We start from the raw sequence: 21,045 nt of genomic DNA, 5'->3' as shown, positions 1-21,045 counted from the left end.
ATCTTTATGAACTATATCAACTTTGATGATGTTTCTTTTTTCAGAGGTGATAACTGCATCTACGACCATACATCTTTTTGGATTCCTAAAGGTAAAATAACCACTATACTAGGACCTTCGGGGGCTGGTAAAACAACTATCCTCCAACTAATTTCAGGTCTTATAAAACCCTCTAGTGGCTCGATAAAGGTTGGTGAAACACTAATAGGTAAAAACACTAAAGAAAAAAACCTTGCTACACTACGCAAAAATATGGGATTTTTATTCCAGTCTGGCGCCCTATTTACACACTTGAGTGTGTACGATAACATAGCCTTTCCTTTACGCAAAAATACTAAACTCAGTGAAGAACTCATAAAAACTATAGTTTTAATGAAATTACAAGCTGTTGGGCTAGCACACACCATAGATATGATGCCAAGTGAACTTTCAGGTGGTATGGCAAGGCGTATAGCCTTAGCTCGGTCTATAGCTCTTGATCCGGAGATTATGCTATATGATGAACCTTTTACAGGCCAAGATCCAACATCCTTCAAAAATCTACTATCTTTAATTTCAACTCTAAATAAATCATTAAAGATGACCTCTATTATAGTTTCTCATGATATTGAAGAATCTTTAGAGCTTTCTGACCACATAGTAATATCAGCAAACAAAAAAATAATAGCTAGTGATACTCCAGAAAATATTCGCAACAGCTCAAATCCTGAAGTACAGGATTTTCTTCATGGAAAATCTAAAGTTGATCGTTCTTCAAATAATGATAATGATTTATTCATCAATACACTTCTAGGGAATTAGATTATATGAACATCTTTTCTAATATCTTTGTTTTTTTATTAAACCTAATATATAGCTCCATAAGATCAACTCTTTTAATCTGGCATATTATTATTTCAAAATTTGATTTTAGAGACTGTATCACTCAAGTAAAAGCTGTTGGTGTAAACTCATTAGTTATTATAATTACATCTGGTGTTTTTATAGGATTAGTTCTTAGTTTGCAAGGGTATTACACTCTTTCTAAATTTGGAGCTCAATCATTGCTTGGAGTTATGGTAGCTTTAAGTGTACTACGTGAATTAGGGCCTGTTGTTACGGCTATGCTTTTTGCCGGTCGTGCTTGTAGCTCAATCACATCAGAAATTGGCTTGATGAAGGCTACAGACCAAATCAACAGCCTAAAAATGATGAATGTAAGCCCAATTAGCTTTATCCTAAGTACACGATTTTGGGCATGCATGATAAGTCTACCGATTTTAGTTCTGATATTTTGTTCTGTTTCTATTGTAGCTTCATTTATATTAGCAAAAGCAGGTTTAGGTGTTGGTTTTGGTGAATTTTGGAGTAATATCCAAGCATCTGTGACAGCTTCTGATATTATTAATGGAATTATAAAAAGCCTAGTGTTTGGGTTTTTAATATCTTGGATAGCTCTTTATCAAGGATATTACTGTATTGCAAACTCAAACGGTATTGCTAAATCCACAACAAAGACTGTTGTTTATTGTTGTATGAGTGTGTTAGGTGCAGACTTAATCTTGACCTCAATTATGTTTGGAGGAGGAATATAATGAGAAATAAATATTTTGAAACGTCTGTTGGTATTTTTATAATACTTGGAGTTTTATGTCTAGCTTTTCTAACTTTTAAGGTTAGTGGTGGTTCACTTAAATCACTTTCAAGTACTGACTACACGATCCAAGCACAATTTAAAAATGTAGGATCATTACGCACAAATGCTTCAGTTAAGATATCTGGAGTTGAAGTTGGTAGAGTAACAAACATATCATTAGATAAAACTTATAATGGCTTTATGGCTGTTGTTGATATAACGATAAATAATGATGAAAAAATACCTGCAAACTATTCAGCTAGCATATCAATGGCTGGAATTCTTGGGGATAACTACATATCTCTTAGTCCTCCTAAAGAAGATATTATGGCAGTAGCTGGTCTTGATGATGAGAGTGATTCTAACTCTAGTGATGAATATCTACACCAAGGAAGTATTATCGCACTTGAAAATACAGAATCGGCTTTAGACCTTGGCTCACTTATTGACACTTTTGTCGCAAATAAAGATAATAACGATAGCAAAAAGAGCTAACACATTATCCTTTTAATATTCGATATTTTATATTAGAATTTAATACCTATATCAAAATAATAATAAGTAAAAAATATGTTTCGCAAATTAGTAGCTTTATTTACAATACTTACTCTTGGTATTTCATCTGCTTGGGCAATTGAAAACCCTGTTAACATGCTTAATAATACAATAGTAAAAACACAAGATGATCTAATAAAAAACGCTACTGAATATTCTAAAGACCCATACAAGCTTTTAGCATTAGTAGATCAAAAAATCATTCCTATTGTAAGCCCTAAAGTGATTGCTCAATTAATAGTGGGTACAAAAAAATGGAAAGCTGCTTCTGCAGATGATCAAAAAGCCTTCATAACATCAGCAACTGAGATGCTTACTTTCATGTATGCTAAAAATGTTGCTTACGCAGGTAAATACAAAATGACACTATTTGATTTTGATAAAGATAATAATAGCTGGCAAAAAAAACCAATAATTGTTGTAAATGGTAAAATCACAAATATAGATAATAATAAGAGTTCTGACTTCTCTATTAAGATGTTTAAAAAGAATGATAAGTGGCACATCTATGATTTTGATGTAGCTGGTGTCAGTATTTTAAGAACATATAAAGAACAGTTCAAATCTTATGCAAGCGTGTCTGATATGATAAAGGCTGCTAATAAAGTAACTACTCGTATTAAAAAGAAAAACTACCCAAAACTACTAGATAAAGATTACAAGCTTAAAAATCTCAATGACTAATATCAGCAATAATACTTGGTATATATCTGAAGATTTAAACTCTACAACTGTACCGAACATAATAAAGAGTTATAATAAATCTCTTCCAGATCAAGACTGGAGTATTGATTTATCTAAATGTAAACACATAGATAGTTCAGGTTTAGCCTTATTAGTCAAATACTTTAAATATGCTAAAGCAAACAATATAAAGCTTAAAGTTGTAGGACTTAATAAAGAATCTTTATTATTGGCTAAAGTGCATGGTATTAGTGAACTACTATTATTAACTGAAGTTACACAATAAAAACAATTTATTAAAAGGATATTTTAATGACTAAAGAACAACTAAAAGAAATTCTCGAAAACTCACTCAATAACTGTAATGCTGTTGTTGAAAGTGATGATAATGTACATTTCTCAGCTACAATCATTGCAGAAGAGTTTAACGAGATAAAAAGCAAAGTTAAAAGACAACAGTTAGTTTACTCTAAAATAAATGACTATATATTATCAGGTGAACTTCATGCAATAGCTATGAAAACTATTGCTAAAAATGAAATCTAAAATCACCCTATCTAATCTTTTTTCATAAATAGTGTTAGTAGAAATGCTATAAAAAATAATGCTGGGATAATACAGACCACAACACTTTTCGTAACTCCTAAATCAAGAAAAATACCTATCACAAGTTGTACAGTTGCTCCACCTATAATCCCACATAAGTTTACAAAAGCGAATACTGCAGATATAACTGCTTTGTGAGAATATTTATGCACATAAGAGAAACTCAAAATATGTGAAGATTGACTAGCTCCTATGCCTAGTGAAAGTATACACAACAAAACTACAGGGATAGGGATATACAAATACAGAACACTAGAAACAACACCTAATAAAGCTCCTATAGAAAGCAATGTCCTAATTGCAACATACTTAGTCATCAAGCCCCATAATGGTGCTGTAATAGCTATCCCTATAAAAATCAAGGAATTGCCTGCTAGTGATGCATAAAACTCCGAATAACCAAGAGAAGCTAAAAACTCTCTGCCCCATAAATCACAAAGAGCAAAAGTAGCTCCCATAGTCGCTGCACAGAAAAGTCCATTACTAATAATTCCTTGCGAATAAATAGCTTTAAAAATATCTTTGAAGATAATATTTTCACGCGATAGCTTTTTTTTGGACTTGTTATCATACACAATAAGAATTGTAATAATCAAAATAAGAACCCCAATTAAAGAAAAGCAAAAATAAATAATTTGCCAATTACTCTCTGTAACTATCATAGCTAAGGGCATACCTGATAGCGACCCTCCAAGATAACCAACAAAATTTGTTAAGCCTGCCAATAACGCAAACCTTTTAACAGAAAACCATTGAACTGCTAAAGTTATTGCACATAAAAAACCAAAGGCTCCACAAACCCCCATTAAGATTCTTGCTACCATTAAGGCTACAAAGTTATTGTTTAGGCTAAATAATAATGTACTAATAACTGCTGCCGATATTGCTATTGGAAGCATCTTTCTAACACCATATTTATCTATAAGTATACCCGCTGGAATCTGTAATAGAATGTATGTGAAATAAAATGCTGAACTTAAACTTGCAAGCTGTGTATTATTTAAAGAAAGTTGTGAAGAGAAAACTTCAGAAACTGATCCCATCGAAGATTTTAGCATTATTTCAAATGCATAAAAGGCGGTAGCCACTCCCCACATTAATATAGGAATGCGGAGAAGTTTAATCATACAAGGATCCTAAAATTTTACTAGGAATAACTAGTTTTGTTCTTCTAATGTTTTGATTGCTTCTGGAGCATTATCAGCATCACCAGGTAAGTCTGCAGCTGCATTTTCTATTTGAGTATTGATATTTTTAGACTCATCAATTGTAGCTTTATCAGCACTTTCATCTAAATTAGATAAATCTATTGCATCACTATCATTAGAGTAATCTGTATCAAAAGATTCGTCAACCTGAGAAGCTTTATTGATAGTGGCAAGCTTAGTTTTAAGCATTACCGGAGGCTCAGAAGATGTAACTTTACGATTTGAAGCTACTTGATTCTCTGCATCAGAACTATCAAGACCAAGAACACCAAGTACAGCTTTATCCGTTTCGATAGAGTCATCATCCTGAGCTAGCTCTTGCTTAAGAACTTTAGCCATACCATAATCATAGTTCTGCAAGTAAGCATTTCTCATAGCAACATAAGGATCAATAGAAACTTCGTTTAAGTTATTATATGCAGGTAAGTATGCTACTCCTTGGTTTACATAATATGTACCTGTAATACCCACACTCACACCCCAAGATACTACAGCACCAACAGGCGCAAAGAAGAACACATAAGTAAGAGGGTTAAACATAGCATCAACACCCATAGATACATCTTCAAGAGTACCTGGACCAGCTAATGGCCATACAACATAAGGAGAAGCTTCATTATCATCGTAAGCACCCCATTTATGTAGAGTAACAGCAAAACTTTGATGATATCTCATTTCTTTACCTAACATACTATCTGCTGGATCATAATAACCTAAAAGACCAACCGTAGTATTTGTTAAAAACCTTACACTATCATCTCCTGCATAACCCCATTCACCTTGGAACATATCATTTATGATACGACCAGGCTCTCTAAGGTTATTCATAATGTTAAAGATTCCACTCTGTACAGAATCAGGTACCACATTATCATAACCATGTGCTAATGGTGTAAGTGTTTCATATGCTGAGTCGTTGAATGCATACATCTTCCTATTGTAATTTTCAAAAGGGTCTCTATTATCTTTAGTAGTTTTCATGCTCGAACAACTAGCTAAAGTAGTAGCTGCAAGTGTTAGTAAAACCATCGACTTATTGTTAAACTTCATAGGTACAATATCTCATATATTTATGTTAATAAAAAAATAACCAGTCAATTATAGTAAATTAAATCATAAAACTCTAATAAAAATTTTCTTAGCTTAAATATCTTTGATATTATTTATCTCAATATAACATATTCAAAGTAATAACTATGAGCAACATAGACAGTAATGAAGTTGATAAATTCTCAAAACTAGCAAATACTTGGTGGGATGAAAGTGGTGAGCTTAAAACTCTTCATCAAGTAAATCCTCTTCGATTGGAATTTATAAAAAAACATACTCAACTAAATAATAAAAAAATCATCGATATTGGTTGTGGCGGAGGTATCTTGACAGAATCACTTTTTACACAAGATAATAAAACTTCCGGACTAGATGCTTCTTTTGAGGCTATTGAGGTTGCTAAAAAGCATGCTCAAACAAACAATCTAAATATTAAATACACTAATTCAACTATTGAAGACTTTGTAGTTAACCAATCTAAAAATTTTGACATTATTACTTGTATGGAAATGCTTGAGCATGTACCAGACCCAGAGAGCATAATTGCATCAATCAGCAAAATCATCAAAGATGATGGCTATTTTTTTGCTTCAACCTTAAATAGAAACCTCAAGTCTTACTTACTTTCTATAGTTGCCGCTGAGCATATTTTAAAAATGGTACCAAAAGGTACTCATGAATATGCGAAATTCATAAAACCTTACGAGCTAATCAAGACTGCAGAGAAATATGGCTTTAAAGCCATAGATATGACAGGCGTTCACTACAACCCATTAAATGATAAATTCAGGCTTGGTAGTAATGCTGATGTAAACTACATAATAGCATTTAAAAAGGTTTAATCTTTATGCAATATAACCACTTCAATCACCCTACTCAAAAGTTGCCAAATTATGGGAGTATTCCTTATTTTGCATATAGAAAATTAGCTGATGATAAAAAAGAAATACTCTATCTCTTAGACCAGTTAAAATCACAAATGATTTCTTGCACAGAATTATATAATAATATCGAAGTGGCTAATGAAAAAATGAACTGGTGGTTAAAAGAGTTAAATAATCTAAAATCAAATAAAACCATCTCTTCTCCACAACTAAAAAAACTTGAAAGCATTTTTAACAAAGATACCCTTTACGACTATTTGATAGAAGATGTAAGTCATTCAATTGAAAATAGTAGCAATACTGAAAGAGACTTTATAGCTCATATTCATAAGAACTTTGTTGGAATAGAAATGCTTAAAGCACTATACCTAAATAATTTTGGTGATATTGATAAACAGCAAATAGCTCAAATAAATGCAAATAATGAAATAGTTCGCCATATCTTTTGTATGCCTAAACATTTTTATAACCATATTATTTTTGATACAAAAATATCTCCATCTATGGCAAAAGAGGATTTTAAAGATATTACACAAAGATGGTTAGAATCTTTCTCAACAGTTAAGGCTAATAAAAGCCTAAATCCTCTTCTAAAGACAAATATTATCCATAAAAAGATGGCTAAAAAACTAATTAAAGAGATTGATAATCCTTTTAGAGAAACAATAAGTTTTAGCCCACTCAACCTACTATTTTATTCGATTTAAAGGCTCGTGAGATTATTAATGCAATTTAAAACATCTAAAAACAAAATCTACTTATATTTTATAATTATAATATCTACCCCACAACTATTGCTCGCTAATAATTATTCTTATATTGGCTCTATAAACCAACCCGAATTTAATTCGAGCAAAAATTCAAACCCATATATCAGTAATTATGGCCCTCTCTATAATACACAGTATCAATCTCCTCCTAAAAATTTAAAACCCTTCCAGATCGATATCCAAGGTCAAAATGCTGGGGCAGGATTTTATTATACTGGGTTAAGTAAAAATATTACCTTTTAATCAACTAAACTAACTAGTAACTTTAGTTAATAACAAAGATTCATTTAAAATATCAAATATTAATTAACAAAATTTAATTATTTGGCAATATAGTCTCAACTATTATTTGCTAATATTGTAAAGTAGCAAAAAACCATATTAAACGAGTTAAACAATGTTTGAAAAGTCTATTAAAAAAAATCTTCTAAATTCACTTAAAAACATAGTATATGGCGAGATATACCTTACAACTCCAGAAGGTGAAACTTTTCATCAAAAAGGTTCAAAATCTGGTGAAACAGCTGATTTAAAACTAAAAGATTGGCGTACAGTCGTAAATCTAAAATTCAAGTCTGACATAGGTTTTGCTGCTGACTATCGTGATGGTTATTGGGAAACATCAGATTTGAAAGCTTTAATCCGACTAGGTATAGACAACGAAGAAGCTTTTGGTCAATATATGAAACCAAATATATTCTATAAGCTACTTCAAAAGTTAAGCTATCTGACAAAAAGAAATACTATCGAACAAAGTAAAAAGAACATCTATGAACACTATGATTTAGGCAATGATTTTTATAGTTTATGGCTTGATAAGACTATGACTTACTCGTCTGCTTTATATAAAGATGAAAGTGAGACTCTCGAGCAAGCACAAATCAATAAATACAATAACATCATTAAAACATTTGATAAAAAAGATGCTTCTATACTTGAGGTCGGTTGTGGTTGGGGTGGCTTTGCTGAAGTTGCTACAGAACAAGGATTTTCTGTAAAAGGTATAACACTCTCAACAGAGCAACATAATTATGCAGCAAAAAGACTCACTGGTAAAAATGCCTCTATAGTTATAGAAGATTACCGTATACAAAAAGGTTTATATGATTATATCGTTTCAATAGAAATGATAGAAGCTGTCGGCAGAAAGTATTGGAATACTTATTTTTCAACACTCAAATCTTTACTTAAAAAAGATGGAAAAATTGTGATCCAAAGTATATTAATTGATGATTGTATTTTTGATGAATATGCTGCAGGTACTGATATGATTAGAACTTTCATATTTCCTGGTGGCTTTTTACCAAGCCTTGAACAAATTAATATTGAACTTAAGAAAGTTGGTTTAAAATGCGTTAATAAAGAATCATTCGGTAAAGATTATGCCAAGACCTTAGATATTTGGGATAATAACTTTATCGCAAAAAAAAATGAATTAATAAAACTAGGATTTGATAAACGCTTTCAAAGAATGTGGCGTTTTTATCTAACATCATGTAGTGCAGCTTTTGGTCATGGCCGAATTGATGTTGCTCAATTGGAGATAACTCATGCTTAGAAAATTAGTAGTGCTATTTTTTATAACCCTACCTATTCTAAGCTTTTCAACCGAGCCTAAACTCAACGAAATACTAACTACAAATAACCAACAAGTAGGTCAAGTAGAATTTAGAAAATGGTTCTTCCATATATATGATGCTGGACTTTATACTCAAAATGGCAAGTTTGATTGGAACCAACCTTTTACACTTAAAATTCATTATTTATTGAGTTTTAAATCAAGAGTTATTACAAATCGTACTATCAGTGAAATTGCAAAACAACACCCTGAGGCTGTTAGACAAAATAGAAAGAAATATAAGCAAATAATAGCAGCTGTAATACCAGACATAAAAAAGAACAGTAACCTTTATGGATATATGGATAAAGATGGCTACGGATATATTTTTACCGACCAAAATCTTGTTGGTAAGATAAACGACAAACAATTATCGAAATACTTTTTTGAAATATGGTTAAGTGACAACTCCGCAAACCACCAATTATCAACAAAATTGAGGGGATTATCGTAATGAATATAGAATTTAAATTTTTGAAAAAATTAGGAGTAATAATAATGGCTTTAGGATTATTTGGTTGTTCAGCAGACATATCACAATATAAAGGTGCTACACCTAAATTAGTATTAGAGAACTATCTACAGGGTCATATAAAAGGCTCTGGGATGATTCAAGATTATAAAAACATGGTTATCAAAAAGTTTGATTTCAGTGGCGATGCTAGTTGGAAAGATAGCGTTGGTACTTTTGATGAGCATATGGTTTATGATGATGGCTCAAAAGATCATCGTATTTGGACTATCAAAAAAATCCATGATGGATATTATGAAGGTACAACAAGTGATGTTATTGGAATAGCTAAGATTTATGTTGAAGGTAATGCTATGAATTGGAAATATCAAATGAATGTACCAGTTGGTGATAAGAAATACAAAATTTCATTTGATGACTGGATGTATCTGATGGATGATGGTTCATTAATAAACAAAAATACATTTAAAAAGTTTGGTTTTAAAGTAGGTTCGCTTACATTGATGATGCACAAAGAAAATAAGGAATAATATGCAAAACTTTGTAGATAAAACTATTTGGATAATAGGTACAACAGACGGGATTGGCAAAGCTCTTCTTGAGAAACTAGATACATCAATAAAAGCTGACTTTATTCTTTCTGCTCGCTCTAAAGATAAACTTCAACAAATAGCTGACAACCTTATAAACAAATCAACTGTTTTAGAGTTTGATGTTGCAGATTATCAAGGTTTTAAAGAAAAATCTGAACTAGCCCTTGAACATAACCCTGATTATATTATTTATCTTCCTGCATTTTATGAGCCATCTTTAATATCAGAAATTACTGCAGAAAATCTTCAAAAAACGATTGATACAAATCTTACTGCTGTTTTTTATCTTTTTGAATTTATGCTGCCATATATTAAAAAGCACTCGACTACTCAATTAGCAGTCACAGCTAGTGTTGCAGGATATATAGGTCTACCTAAGTCACAACCTTATGCAGCAACTAAAGCAGGTGTTATCAATCTAGTTGAGAGTGCAAAAGCTGAGAACCCTGAGCTTGATATCCGACTAATAAACCCGAGCTTTGTGAAAACGAAGCTTACAGATAAAAATAATTTCAAAATGCCTGCTATACTAGAGGCAAAAGATGCTGCTGATGCCATTATAAAAGGCTTAAATTCTAATAGTTTTGAAATACACTTTGCTAAGAAGTTTACGCTAACACTAAAATTGATAGCTAGTTTACCCTATAAATTATATTTTAAAATTGCAAAAAAAATGATGTGAGAAAATAATGAAAGATATTAAGATTGATTTAGCCTTTGTAGGTTTTACAATAATACACATTATATGTATTAGTGCATTCTTTATTACTTGGAATATAACTGCTGTAGTTGTATTTCTAGTAACTTTTTCAATGAGAACATTTGCTTTAACTGCTGGGTATCATCGTTACTTTGCTCATAAATCATTTCAAACTTCTCGTACATTTCAGTTTATATTAGCTCTTGTAGGATCTTGGGCATCTCAAAATGGCCCTTTATGGTGGTCAGGCCATCATAGGTATCACCATATTCATTCTGATAAAGAAACAGACCTCCACACACCTAAAAATGGTTTTTTACAAGCACATTTTGGTTGGGTTTTTATTCCTAAAAATGAAAAAGTAGACCCTAAATTCACTAAAGATTGGATGAAATATCCTGAGCTTGTATGGCTAGACAAATATAGCCATCTCTCTTTTGTAGCATACCTTATAGGTCTTTTTGTTTTAGGTAGTTTAATTGCAACAATGTTCCCATCATTAAATACTTCAGGACTTACATTTGTTTTATGTGGCGGTATCTTTAGTACAGTACTTTTATACCATACTACTTTTAGCGTAAACTCTTTTTGCCATATTTTTGGTAAAAAAGACTATAAAACTACAGATAACAGCCGAAATAACTGGTTTGTAGCACTTATGACATTTGGTGAAGGTTGGCATAATAATCATCACAAATTTGCTTATTCTGTAAGAAACAATATAAAGTTCTGGCAAATTGATATCACATATATAATTTTATGCTTACTTAGAAAATTAGGCATAGTTTGGGATTTTAAAGAGCCTAAACAGCACTAATAAAAACATTATTCTAAACTATATTGATAACCTTAGAAAATAGCTCTTTATATTCTGAATCCTCACGATAGAAAACAGGCGGACAACCTAACGGAGCATTCACAGTAACTTCTCCACCATTGTATTTCTCGCCTGTAAATATATGCACCCAATTATCTTCAGGTAGATAAACTAGCCATTGTTCTTTATTATCTTTGTATACAGGAGCCACAAGGATATCTTTACCAAACATATATTGATACTGTATGTCATAGGTTATAACATCATCCTCATAATGCATAAATAGCGGTCTTTGAACAGGAATACCATCATTAGCATTTATACGCACAAGCTCTTTAATATATGGTTTCAAATGCTTATAGACTTTTGTCATCTTAGCAAAATGAGCAAGCCCCTCAACATCTTCATTAAACTGATAGTTTAGTTCAGGACTACTACCCTCATGAGTTCTCATCACAGATGTGAAAGCGGCCATCTCAGCCCAACGCATAAACAACTCTTTTGATCTTTTTAAACCATGTAAGGTTGTATAACCACCAATATCACTATGACTTAATCCCATACCTGATATACCAGCCGATAATGCAGCAGGAATCACAGAGGCTAGACCATCATGTAGACTAAAATCTACACATTGGTCTCCTGCCCACAAGAGTAAGTTATACTGTTGAAAACCATTAAATCCAGCTCGCATAAAATAGAGAATTTCTCCAAGCTTTCCGGACTCTTTTACTGCTTCAAAATTTGCTTTTGCCCATAGTCTTGGCCAGTCATTATGTGCCATCGTAGCATCTGTGCCATCATAAAGCTTACAATCTGTTGGCAGATACTCACCAAAATCAGCCATCCAACCATCAAGCCCAAACTCTATAAGCTCTTTTTTGATAACTCGATCTTTATACCATTGATATGCCTTTGGGTTTGTAAAGTCTACAACTGCACAATCAAACTCACCAAAGTCTACAGTATATTCACCACCATCTTTACCGGTAGCGTAATATCCTAGCTCTAAGCCTTCTTTATACAGTGGATAGTCTTTTACAAGATACGGATTAATATACCCTAAAAATCTTATACCTTTTTGCTTTAAGTTCGCAAGCTCTTTATCTAGCTCAGGGTATAACTCTTCATTCCATTGCCAATTCCAGTTAAGTCTTTTACCAAAACTTGTTCTGCGTTGCCCTTGCCAGTCTTGTGCCCAAATAGCCGCAACCTCAACGCCTGCATCTATCGCGGCTTTAGTTTTATCTAATACAACCTCTGTACCATCTTGTATACCAAGTATCACACCATTATAAACCCACTCTGGTAATTCTTGATTTCTACCAAAGAAGCTAGTTATTTTTGAAACAAGATTTAGGTAAGTATCTGCTGTATCAAATGTGATTTTTTTAGGAATCTCAGAACAAGCTAGTTCATGAAAATGTGAATTCCTAAAATTAAAATCCATATATGCCGTACTATCTAAATGACAAAAATATTTTCTTGAAGACATAAATGTTGATTGAGGGTAGTTTGTACTATAATAATCTCCCCCAGCTTTATCTTTTACATCTGCTTGCCAAGTTACAAAACTACTTTTATCGCGACCGACACCTGGTTCTGAAGTCCACAAAGGAAAGTTTTTACCACGCAAATTAAAGTATGACAGTTGCTCACCGCAACCATATACTTTTTCATCTACATCCGTAGTCACTCTAATCCAAAATCTATTATATTGCTCTGGGAATGTACCTCTATCGAACTCAATATCAAGTCTTGATCCATCTAACCTAAGATGACAATAAAACTTTCTAGTATATGCTGTAAGCTCTATTTCATGATGTTTATCTGTATGTTTTGTTATCTCAAAGCTTCTTAGAGGCAATCTTTTGATTAGATAATTATCAAACTCAAAGTTACCTCTATACATTTTTATATCTGTAACACCCTCACCCATAAATATACAAGGATTTTTAGGAGTATGCTCAAGTATTTTCTTCCCATCTAGAATTACTGAGAAACTATCGCTATTACTATTTATTTTTAGCATAAAACTCTCTCCAAGTATCGATTAATGCTTTATACGACTTACCTGTTACAAGCCTACATAAATCTCTTGTTTTATGACACTCTGACTCACTAACTTCACCATTTTCCAAGCGTAGAACTTCTTTCTGTAGAAGATGAAAGTTTCTTCTATTAAGAGCAAACTTAAGTGAAAAGAAAAATCCTAAAGCTATAAATCCTAATGGTAATAATACAAAAACCCAATGTAGATAAAATAATGTTTCTTCAGGCTGAACGATTGCATCTTTCTTATAACCTATAACACTTAAAAGAAGACCTATTCCTGGTAGAATAAAAAGCCCTTGCGAAAGCTTGCGAGCAAAAGACATTCCGCCAGCATAGATACCTGTTCTACGCTTACAAGTCATCAAAGTATCAACCTCTGTCACAAAACTAAGCATTGCTATCGGCATTACATAACATCCTGATAAACCTAAACCAACTAAGCCAAAGTGAAGACTTACCATAAATGGCGTTGCATTTTCAGGACTTAAATTTATAAGATAAAGTACAGCAAGGAACCAAATACAAGCACCTACTCTATAAGCAGTTGCCTTACTAAAATTATTAGCAATTAAAACATACATGGGTAATACAAGTACTTGGACAATCCACATTGAGCTTACATAAGACATAAGCTCTGGTTTTTGCAAATATACATTTATGTAGTAGGCAGAAAAACTCATCAAAATATCTAAGCCAGCAAAAGCAAATAAGAAAAGACCTAAGTGATAACGAAAAGTTTTATTTTTAAATGCAGAAAGAAAGTTTATGAAACCTGTAAATGGCACTAAAAACCACTTCATAGCTGCTTCTTTATAGTTATTTTTTGGTGGAATTTCTCTAGTACCGAAAAACACAAATATCCAAACCACTGAGTAAATTACAGCAAAAAAACTAGCCATCACAACAAAAGCATGATTTGTATAATGTTTTGCCCCATACGAATAACTAAGTAGTAACATTGGTGCTACAGCCGTTGATAATATTGCTGAAAACTGAGAGAAACCCATTCTAAAAGATGATAATAGCACTCTTTCTTTGTAATCATAACTCATATCAGCCGCTAAAGCAGCATAAGGAGTATCTAATATTGAGTATGTAAAATCAAAAATACAGTACATGATCAGATAATAGAAAAACACTGTCATTTCATTTGAACCATCTGCATTTACAGCTATAGGTGACATCCATAAAGGAACAAATGTGAATAAAACTGGGATGAACCCTATTAGAAAAAATACCCTTCTTCTACCAAACTTTGTACGAATGCTATCTGATAAGTTACCAACAATAGGGTCAACTATTGCTAGCCAAAATCTTCCAAGACCAAAAATCAGTCCTGCCAACCAAGGTGATAGACCAACGTTATTTGTTAGAAATATTAAGAAGAATGTACCTATAAGAGTAAATGCGCCTCCACCAAATATATCACCCATGCCATAGGCAATGAAATTTCGTAATTTCAACTTTTGCATTATTAGGTAACCTCAGATAGATTATTGAGAAATTGAAGCGTAAATTTTTCTAGCTCCTTCATAAGGCTGTCTTGAATGAAGAACAGTATCATTATTTATCCATAGCACATCTTTTTCATGCCATTTAAAAGCTACAGCATCTTTTTGAGCAGCTTTTACTAATTTCTCCATAACTAAAGGATCAAAATACTTACCATCGCCTATCATCACACACTTTTCACCAACATTACGAGCATCATTCCACCCTGTATAAACTGCTATGATAGAATTAAAAAAAACTTTTTGCTGAGTTGCTTCATCAAATCTTACCGCTGGTAATATTGCTGTGATAGTTTTTAGGTTATCTTTTTCTAACCACTCCCACTCTGTACCTAGTTCTGTCATTACTTTTTCAGCTTCTTCTTTTGTTTCACACTGAAAAGTTTCTCGCCATGATCTTCCTATTGCAGATTTAGTATCTGTCTCAAAAGGCATAACTCGTACATACCTTACACCTTGCTCTTCAACCATTCTTGCATACTCAGGATCTATCTCAACAAAGTTTTTATAAAGTAAATTTGATTGAACTATAGGTGTTGCCCCACCTTTTTCTGCAGCAATATGACAATAAAAAAATATATGCTTAGGGGGATTAGGAGTCTGAGCCATTTCATGATGAAATGGAATACTCTCACTTGATGGTGATTCATTCGCTGTAAGAACTCTACCTGCTGTAATTTGATTCCGTGGGGCAGCACCACCCACATAGCCCATACGTGGAAACCCTGCATCATCAAGCATTTGTTCAAATATTTCAGCATTTGTTATAGGAAAGCCTCTAAAGAGTACAGCATCATGCTCCAACAATATTTTTTTTAAAGAATTTTTACTTGCTTTAACCCAATTTAAAACTTGTTCAGCACTATCAAATCTACTCTCATTGTCGAGAACAAAGGGAAATGGTTTATTATTATTTAGTTTCTGTTCTGATATCACTAAATTTGTATACATATCTAATTAGCCACCTAAAAAAAGTTATACACTTAAAATGCATTTTAAATACACCCTATCACTAATTATTATTTTTTGTAAGTTTTTTTATTGTAAATATTTAGATTTTTCTCTAGTATTTCTTCCAAACTAAATTCATAAACCTATCAACAAAAGGATATAATCTCATGTTAAAAAACAACTTCGCTTTAGGCTTTTGGCGCCTTGATGATGCTAAACTTAATGATAATCAAATTGTTGAGCTTGTAGAGAAGGCTATAGATCTTGATATAACAACTTTGGATCATGCTGATATTTATGGTGAATATAAATGCGAAAAAATCTACGGTAAAGCTCTTAAAAACCATTCGCATCTGCGTGATAAAGTACAAATAGTTAGCAAATGTGGCATAAAATTTGCCTGTAAAGCAACACCAAAAAACCTTGTAAAGCACTATGATTTATCAAGAGAGAGTATTATAGAGTCTGCAGAAAATTCACTTAAAAACCTAGGTACTGATCACCTTGATTTACTTCTTGTACATCGCCCTAGTCCATTGATGGATGTAGAAGTTATTGCTAGAACTTTTGAGCATTTACAAAAGCAGGGTAAAGTTAAAGCATTTGGCGTATCTAACTTCACTCCAAGCCAGTTTGAGCTCCTAAATAGTCATATACCTTTACATACAAATCAAGTTGAAATCTCTGTACTACATACAGACACTTTTTATGATGGTACTTTAGACCAGTTGCAAAAACATAAGGTTCGTCCTATGGCATGGTCTCCATTAGCTGGTGGTAGAATCTTTAATCCTGAAAATGCTACTGAAAAAAATGTCCAAGCCTGCCTACAAACTATAGCGGATAAACACAACGCAACTATTGATCAGATTGCAATGGCATGGTTATTAAAGCATCCAAGCAACCCTCAGGTTATTATTGGTTCACAAAATATCAATAGACTAGAAAACACTGTTAATAGTCAAAACATAGAATTAAATGTACAGGAATGGTTTAAAATTTTAGAAGTATCTAACGGACACGAAGCCCCATAAAGACATAAATTTATCTATATTTATCTACGCTACGGTAAAGAATAAATTAGATAATATGTTTCTTACTTTTTAACAACCTCTTTCTTTTTCTTACTTCTAGGTTTTCTTTTTCTAGGCTTTCTTTTTTTACTCGGTCCTTTTGACTTTTTATGATCATCATTTTTGCTTTCTGGATCAAAAATTTCAAAATCAATATGCGTATTTTCAAGATCAACTCTTGAGACTTTAATAACTATATCTTGACCTATTTTGAAAACTTTATGAGTTCGTTTACCAATTAAAATGCTTTTAGCTTCATCAAAAATATAGTAATCTCCAGGTATCTTAGATACATGAACTAGACCTTCAATATACATATCTTTAAGCTCTGCGAATAAACCTAAACCATTTAGATGTACGATTTTAGCATCTAAAACATGACCGACATAATCTTTCATGAAATAGCACTTCAACCAGCCTTCAACTTGTTTAGACGCCCCATCAGCATTTCTTTCTTGCACTGAAGCGTTATCACAGATGTTAGCTAGCTCAGACTTTTCATAATCACTACCACCAAGCTTATACTCATTGATAATTGATTTAATAAGCCTATGAACAACCAAATCTGGGTATCTACGAATCGGTGAAGTGAAATGAGTATATTCTTTATATGCTAAACCGAAATGCCCATCATTATCTATGCTATAGATTGCTTGGTTCATACTTCTAAGAGTCATCATCTGAATATCATCGTAATCAGCTCGGCCTTTTACACTCTCAAGCATAGCTGATAACGCTTGCGGTGTTACTTTGCCATCTTTACCATAAGCTAAGTGTATGCCGTGGATAGAGAGATATTTTTTAAGAGCTTCCATCTTATCTTCTTTAGGCTCACTATGAACTCTATATGGTGAAGTTTTTTTATGTTTAATCATAAATTTAGCTGCAGCCACATTTGCTACAAGCATACATTCTTCAATTAACCTGTGAGCATCATTACGATGTCTTGGAATAATTGATTCTATATGATTATGTTCATCCAAAATAATCTGTGTCTCGACCGTATCAAAATCTATAGCCCCTCTTTCCTGTCTTGCTTGATGCAACACAAAATATAAATCCTGCAAAGTAAATAGATCAGGAACTAATTCTGGAGTATTTTCAACAATAGTGTTTTCTTTCTTACTTAAAAGCTTCGCAACCTCAGTATAAGTCAAACGAGCTTTTGAGTTAATAACTGCTGAGTAGAAATTATATCTTGTAAGCTTACCTGTTTTGCTGATATTCATTTCACAAACTAAAGAATATCTATCAACCTTAGGTTGTAACGAACATAGTCCATTAGATAATTTTTCTGGTAGCATCGGAATCACTAACCCAGGAAAATACACAGAGGTTGAACGACGCTTAGCATCCACATCAAGAGCTGAATCCTTTTTAACATAATTAGATACATCTGCTATTGCTACATAAAGCTTCCATCCACCAGTTTTAGTTTTATGTGAATAAACAGCATCATCAAAATCTTTTGCATCTTCACCATCTATCGTGACAAAGTTTTTATCTCGCATATCTACGCGTTCGCTATCCAGGACATCATCTGAAATATCTTCGACATATTTAAGAGCTTTTTTACTCCACTCTTCGATCAAGTCGTATTTTTTAGATGCAAGCATCATCGCCTCTTTTACTGGAGATATAGCTTCAACTTCTTTGATATATTTAGCAACTGCTGGGCCAGAAACACTTGGCTGGACTATTATCTCAGCTTCAATTAAAGTCTCTGGTTCAATTTTAATATTAGGAGGTAGTAAAGTAACTACTACACTACTATTTTTGCTGATTGGCTTTAAAAAATGTCCATCAAAACTTTTGGAATAATATCCTGTAATAGTCTTCTGTGAACGAGAAACTATTGACTTCACTTCAGCTTCTAAACGAGATCTTTTATTTATCCCAAGTACTTTCGCATTAATCTCATCACCAACAAAAAGCATTTTAGCCTGAGCTGGCAATATTGAAACTTTAGTTTTCAAGGAATGACTAAAAACTTCCATTCTGCCATCTCTATCTGCACTTACTTTTGATGTAATAAATATCGGCTTAGCATCTAAGGCACTAAAGTAGTATTTATCCTTTGCAATTTGTCCATCACGAACCATTGCCCCCAGTCTAAAAACCAAACCATCAAAAGATGCTTTTTTATGTATTTCTAAAGCATCCGCTATTGTCTCTATACTTACCGGTAATCCTGTATCTTTTATAAAGTTTAAAATAACTTCACGACTTGGTATAGGATTTTCATATTTTTGTGCTTCAAGATCCTTATTTGGATCATTTTGTATATTATATTTACTCACTTATTAGTATTTCCTGGTCAAAAAACCTTTTATTAATTAATTTACCCTTATCAAACTCTGCTATGGCAACAAACTTATCTTCATCATACATTTTCACTGTGCCATTTAGTTCGGGTTTTATAGGGAATTTCCCTCTTTTATATAAATCTTCTTTTTCTGCTTCCACTAGTGTATAACTTAACTTATCTAAAAATACACTCTCCACATGAGATATAGTAGCAAGTTTATCTTCAAAACTTAAATCTTTTAACTGTTCAATAGTATAAGATTGTTCTAAATCAAACGGACCACTCTTAGTTCTTTGAAGTGCAGTCAAATGCCCCCCACAACCAAGACTTGTACCTATATCTATCGCTAATGAACGAATATATGTACCTTTTGATGAACGAACTTTGATTGTTATAGTATCTTCAGTAAAATCAAGCATATCTAAATTATATATAGTAATATTGCGTGGTTTAATCTCAACTTGTATGCCTTCACGCGCTAACTTGTATAATGGCTTACCATTATGTTTTAATGCTGAGTACATCGGTGGCACTTGAGATATTTGCCCCCTAAAGTTATCTAGTGTAGATTCTATTATGCTCGCATCAAGCTTAGGAATTTCAGCTGTTTGACTAGTTATATTACCTTCTGCATCACCACTATCCGTTTCTATACCTAATTTAATAGTCGCAATATACTCTTTGTCAGCATCAAGCAAATATTGAGCGATTTTTGTAGCTCTACCAAAACATATTGGTAATACACCTGTAGCCATTGGATCTAAAGTACCCGTGTGACCTGCTTTTTGTGCATTAAAGAGTCTTTTTAACTGTTGAAGAATATGGTTTGAACTTGCATCTTTTGATTTATTTACGACTATTACACCATTTAAATTTAGTCTATTCTTTTTCATCTATTACTTTATCTTCTATAATTTGAATCATCTTTCCAGCTGCAGATTGCTCAGCCTTTTTGCGTGATTTTCCTTGTGCTGTAACACTCAAGTCATGCTCTTGGCAAGACACTGATACATTAAAAACTTGCTCATGATCTTTACCATCTATACTAACTATATCATATACCGGCAAACTTAATGACTGTTGCAGTAAAATCTCTTGTAGTGATGATTTATTATCCTTAACAACCGCAATATCAAAATCTTCCTGAGAAAGTGATTTTGAATACCACTTTAAAACAATTTTCTTAGCAGTTTCAAAATTACTATCAAGATAAATAGCTCCAATAACTGCCTCGACTACATCTTCTAAGATCTTCTCACGACGATGTGAACCATTTCGCTCACTGTCTCCAAATATTATATATTCATCAATTTGAAGCTCTAAAGCTAACTTAGCTAAAGTTGCACCTCTGACTAATTTAGAACGAACTTGAGAGAGTTTACCCTCTCCATCATCAGGAAACTTATGGTATAAAACTTCAGCGATAACAAATCCTAAGATAGAATCGCCAAGGAACTCTAATCTTTCATAGTTCTTTTTTGTTTTACTACGATGAGTTAATGCTCTATTTAGGATAGAAACATCTTTAAATGTATAGCTTAAGTTACGGTATAATTTTGAAAAATCTTGAATCAT

22 protein-coding genes are annotated in these 21,045 nt (G+C 32.7%); 14 read left to right on the top strand and 8 right to left on the bottom strand.

Annotated features, from left to right (window positions below):
• The first annotated feature begins 6 nt into the window (after positions 1–6).
• From FLM55_RS07350 to FLM55_RS07325, 6 genes are all read left to right on the top strand, one after another.
• On the top strand, positions 7–801 hold the full coding sequence (locus tag FLM55_RS07350; protein WP_178948688.1) for an ABC transporter ATP-binding protein: 795 nt from the start codon (positions 7–9) through the stop codon (positions 799–801).
• A 5-nt stretch (positions 802–806) separates the two neighbouring features.
• A complete protein-coding gene (locus FLM55_RS07345; protein WP_178948687.1) occupies positions 807–1,574 on the top strand; it encodes an MlaE family lipid ABC transporter permease subunit in 768 nt (255 codons plus the stop codon).
• Entirely contained in the window at positions 1,574–2,110 is a 537-nt protein-coding gene (gene mlaD / locus FLM55_RS07340; RefSeq protein ID WP_178948686.1) for an outer membrane lipid asymmetry maintenance protein MlaD, read from the top strand. Before FLM55_RS07345 ends, mlaD begins: the two co-directional genes overlap by 1 nt.
• 75 nt (positions 2,111–2,185) lie before the next feature.
• Positions 2,186–2,854, top strand: coding sequence for a phospholipid-binding protein MlaC (locus FLM55_RS07335; protein ID WP_178948685.1), 669 nt, complete (start codon positions 2,186–2,188; stop codon positions 2,852–2,854).
• Positions 2,847–3,140: a lipid asymmetry maintenance protein MlaB gene (locus FLM55_RS07330; RefSeq protein ID WP_178948684.1), complete on the top strand. Its 294-nt coding sequence runs from the start codon at positions 2,847–2,849 to the stop codon at positions 3,138–3,140. Before FLM55_RS07335 ends, FLM55_RS07330 begins: the two co-directional genes overlap by 8 nt.
• A 26-nt stretch (positions 3,141–3,166) precedes the next feature.
• A complete protein-coding gene (locus FLM55_RS07325) occupies positions 3,167–3,400 on the top strand; it encodes a BolA family protein (RefSeq protein WP_112870567.1) in 234 nt (77 codons plus the stop codon).
• Positions 3,401–3,411: 11 nt separating this feature from the next.
• Here FLM55_RS07325 and FLM55_RS07320 read toward each other — a convergent pair whose 3' ends face one another.
• Both FLM55_RS07320 and FLM55_RS07315 read right to left on the bottom strand, forming a co-directional pair.
• Positions 3,412–4,587 (bottom strand): MFS transporter, encoded by a 1,176-nt coding sequence (locus FLM55_RS07320; RefSeq protein ID WP_178948683.1) that lies wholly within the window; start codon positions 4,585–4,587, stop codon positions 3,412–3,414.
• Between the two features lie 30 nt (positions 4,588–4,617).
• Positions 4,618–5,718, bottom strand: coding sequence for a VacJ family lipoprotein (locus FLM55_RS07315; RefSeq protein ID WP_178948682.1), 1,101 nt, complete (start codon positions 5,716–5,718; stop codon positions 4,618–4,620).
• 146 nt (positions 5,719–5,864) lie between these two features.
• Here FLM55_RS07315 and ubiG point away from each other — a divergent pair, with 146 nt between their 5' ends.
• The 7 genes from ubiG (at position 5,865) to FLM55_RS07280 (ending at position 11,572) form a co-directional block, all read left to right on the top strand.
• Entirely contained in the window at positions 5,865–6,560 is a 696-nt protein-coding gene (gene ubiG / locus FLM55_RS07310; RefSeq protein WP_178948681.1) for a bifunctional 2-polyprenyl-6-hydroxyphenol methylase/3-demethylubiquinol 3-O-methyltransferase UbiG, read from the top strand.
• Positions 6,561–6,565: 5 nt separating this feature from the next.
• On the top strand, positions 6,566–7,309 hold the full coding sequence (locus tag FLM55_RS07305; RefSeq protein WP_178948680.1) for a hypothetical protein: 744 nt from the start codon (positions 6,566–6,568) through the stop codon (positions 7,307–7,309).
• A 460-nt stretch (positions 7,310–7,769) separates the two neighbouring features.
• Positions 7,770–8,930, top strand: a complete 1,161-nt coding sequence (locus FLM55_RS07300; RefSeq protein ID WP_178948679.1) for a cyclopropane-fatty-acyl-phospholipid synthase family protein — start codon at positions 7,770–7,772, stop codon at positions 8,928–8,930.
• Positions 8,923–9,444: a chalcone isomerase family protein gene (locus tag FLM55_RS07295; RefSeq protein WP_178948678.1), complete on the top strand. Its 522-nt coding sequence runs from the start codon at positions 8,923–8,925 to the stop codon at positions 9,442–9,444. Before FLM55_RS07300 ends, FLM55_RS07295 begins: the two co-directional genes overlap by 8 nt.
• 44 nt (positions 9,445–9,488) lie before the next feature.
• The gene (locus FLM55_RS07290; protein ID WP_178949089.1) at positions 9,489–9,992 is read left to right on the top strand and encodes a DUF3833 domain-containing protein; all 504 of its coding nucleotides are present in this window, start codon (positions 9,489–9,491) and stop codon (positions 9,990–9,992) included.
• 1 nt (position 9,993) lies between these two features.
• On the top strand, positions 9,994–10,737 hold the full coding sequence (locus FLM55_RS07285; protein ID WP_178948677.1) for an SDR family oxidoreductase: 744 nt from the start codon (positions 9,994–9,996) through the stop codon (positions 10,735–10,737).
• Between the two features lie 7 nt (positions 10,738–10,744).
• On the top strand, positions 10,745–11,572 hold the full coding sequence (locus tag FLM55_RS07280; protein WP_178948676.1) for an acyl-CoA desaturase: 828 nt from the start codon (positions 10,745–10,747) through the stop codon (positions 11,570–11,572).
• Positions 11,573–11,585: 13 nt separating this feature from the next.
• Here FLM55_RS07280 and FLM55_RS07275 read toward each other — a convergent pair whose 3' ends face one another.
• The 3 genes from FLM55_RS07275 to FLM55_RS07265 are packed head-to-tail and all read right to left on the bottom strand — an operon-like array spanning position 11,586 to position 16,089.
• Positions 11,586–13,604: an alpha-glucosidase gene (locus FLM55_RS07275; RefSeq protein WP_178948675.1), complete on the bottom strand. Its 2,019-nt coding sequence runs from the start codon at positions 13,602–13,604 to the stop codon at positions 11,586–11,588.
• The gene (locus FLM55_RS07270) at positions 13,588–15,099 is read right to left on the bottom strand and encodes an MFS transporter (protein ID WP_178948674.1); all 1,512 of its coding nucleotides are present in this window, start codon (positions 15,097–15,099) and stop codon (positions 13,588–13,590) included. The genes FLM55_RS07275 and FLM55_RS07270 overlap by 17 nt, the downstream gene beginning before the upstream one ends.
• Before the next feature lie 21 nt (positions 15,100–15,120).
• Positions 15,121–16,089: a TauD/TfdA family dioxygenase gene (locus FLM55_RS07265; protein WP_178948673.1), complete on the bottom strand. Its 969-nt coding sequence runs from the start codon at positions 16,087–16,089 to the stop codon at positions 15,121–15,123.
• Positions 16,090–16,256: 167 nt separating this feature from the next.
• Here FLM55_RS07265 and FLM55_RS07260 point away from each other — a divergent pair, with 167 nt between their 5' ends.
• Positions 16,257–17,123: an aldo/keto reductase family oxidoreductase gene (locus FLM55_RS07260; protein ID WP_178948672.1), complete on the top strand. Its 867-nt coding sequence runs from the start codon at positions 16,257–16,259 to the stop codon at positions 17,121–17,123.
• A gap of 62 nt (positions 17,124–17,185) precedes the next feature.
• Here the strand turns inward: FLM55_RS07260 and rnr are convergent, their stop codons facing one another.
• Genes rnr through rnc form a run of 3 tightly spaced genes read right to left on the bottom strand, consistent with a single transcriptional unit; the run spans position 17,186 to position 21,045 of the window.
• On the bottom strand, positions 17,186–19,462 hold the full coding sequence (gene rnr, locus FLM55_RS07255) for a ribonuclease R (RefSeq protein ID WP_178948671.1): 2,277 nt from the start codon (positions 19,460–19,462) through the stop codon (positions 17,186–17,188).
• Positions 19,455–20,363, bottom strand: coding sequence for a tRNA pseudouridine(55) synthase TruB (gene truB / locus FLM55_RS07250; protein ID WP_178948670.1), 909 nt, complete (start codon positions 20,361–20,363; stop codon positions 19,455–19,457). The genes rnr and truB overlap by 8 nt, the downstream gene beginning before the upstream one ends.
• Entirely contained in the window at positions 20,350–21,045 is a 696-nt protein-coding gene (rnc, locus tag FLM55_RS07245; RefSeq protein WP_178948669.1) for a ribonuclease III, read from the bottom strand. The genes truB and rnc overlap by 14 nt, the downstream gene beginning before the upstream one ends.

This window comes from Francisella sp. Scap27, assembly GCF_013394105.1.
Classification (GTDB): domain Bacteria; phylum Pseudomonadota; class Gammaproteobacteria; order Francisellales; family Francisellaceae; genus Francisella; species Francisella adeliensis.
This window is presented reverse-complemented; position numbering and strand designations above follow the sequence as displayed.

Excerpts from the sequence above, each read along its gene's own strand:
- FLM55_RS07350 (WP_178948688.1), top strand. The coding sequence starts at position 7 with ATGAACTATATCAACTTTGATGATGTTTCTTTTTTCAGAGGTGATAAC.
- FLM55_RS07345 (WP_178948687.1), top strand. The coding sequence starts at position 807 with ATGAACATCTTTTCTAATATCTTTGTTTTTTTATTAAACCTAATATAT.
- mlaD (WP_178948686.1), top strand. The coding sequence starts at position 1,574 with ATGAGAAATAAATATTTTGAAACGTCTGTTGGTATTTTTATAATACTT.
- FLM55_RS07335 (WP_178948685.1), top strand. The coding sequence starts at position 2,186 with ATGTTTCGCAAATTAGTAGCTTTATTTACAATACTTACTCTTGGTATT.
- FLM55_RS07330 (WP_178948684.1), top strand. The coding sequence starts at position 2,847 with ATGACTAATATCAGCAATAATACTTGGTATATATCTGAAGATTTAAAC.
- FLM55_RS07325 (WP_112870567.1), top strand. The coding sequence starts at position 3,167 with ATGACTAAAGAACAACTAAAAGAAATTCTCGAAAACTCACTCAATAAC.
- FLM55_RS07320 (WP_178948683.1), bottom strand. The coding sequence starts at position 4,587 with ATGATTAAACTTCTCCGCATTCCTATATTAATGTGGGGAGTGGCTACC.
- FLM55_RS07315 (WP_178948682.1), bottom strand. The coding sequence starts at position 5,718 with ATGAAGTTTAACAATAAGTCGATGGTTTTACTAACACTTGCAGCTACT.
- ubiG (WP_178948681.1), top strand. The coding sequence starts at position 5,865 with ATGAGCAACATAGACAGTAATGAAGTTGATAAATTCTCAAAACTAGCA.
- FLM55_RS07305 (WP_178948680.1), top strand. The coding sequence starts at position 6,566 with ATGCAATATAACCACTTCAATCACCCTACTCAAAAGTTGCCAAATTAT.
- FLM55_RS07300 (WP_178948679.1), top strand. The coding sequence starts at position 7,770 with ATGTTTGAAAAGTCTATTAAAAAAAATCTTCTAAATTCACTTAAAAAC.
- FLM55_RS07295 (WP_178948678.1), top strand. The coding sequence starts at position 8,923 with ATGCTTAGAAAATTAGTAGTGCTATTTTTTATAACCCTACCTATTCTA.
- FLM55_RS07290 (WP_178949089.1), top strand. The coding sequence starts at position 9,489 with ATGGCTTTAGGATTATTTGGTTGTTCAGCAGACATATCACAATATAAA.
- FLM55_RS07285 (WP_178948677.1), top strand. The coding sequence starts at position 9,994 with ATGCAAAACTTTGTAGATAAAACTATTTGGATAATAGGTACAACAGAC.
- FLM55_RS07280 (WP_178948676.1), top strand. The coding sequence starts at position 10,745 with ATGAAAGATATTAAGATTGATTTAGCCTTTGTAGGTTTTACAATAATA.
- FLM55_RS07275 (WP_178948675.1), bottom strand. The coding sequence starts at position 13,604 with ATGCTAAAAATAAATAGTAATAGCGATAGTTTCTCAGTAATTCTAGAT.
- FLM55_RS07270 (WP_178948674.1), bottom strand. The coding sequence starts at position 15,099 with ATGCAAAAGTTGAAATTACGAAATTTCATTGCCTATGGCATGGGTGAT.
- FLM55_RS07265 (WP_178948673.1), bottom strand. The coding sequence starts at position 16,089 with ATGTATACAAATTTAGTGATATCAGAACAGAAACTAAATAATAATAAA.
- FLM55_RS07260 (WP_178948672.1), top strand. The coding sequence starts at position 16,257 with ATGTTAAAAAACAACTTCGCTTTAGGCTTTTGGCGCCTTGATGATGCT.
- truB (WP_178948670.1), bottom strand. The coding sequence starts at position 20,363 with ATGAAAAAGAATAGACTAAATTTAAATGGTGTAATAGTCGTAAATAAA.
- rnc (WP_178948669.1), bottom strand. The coding sequence starts at position 21,045 with ATGATTCAAGATTTTTCAAAATTATACCGTAACTTAAGCTATACATTT.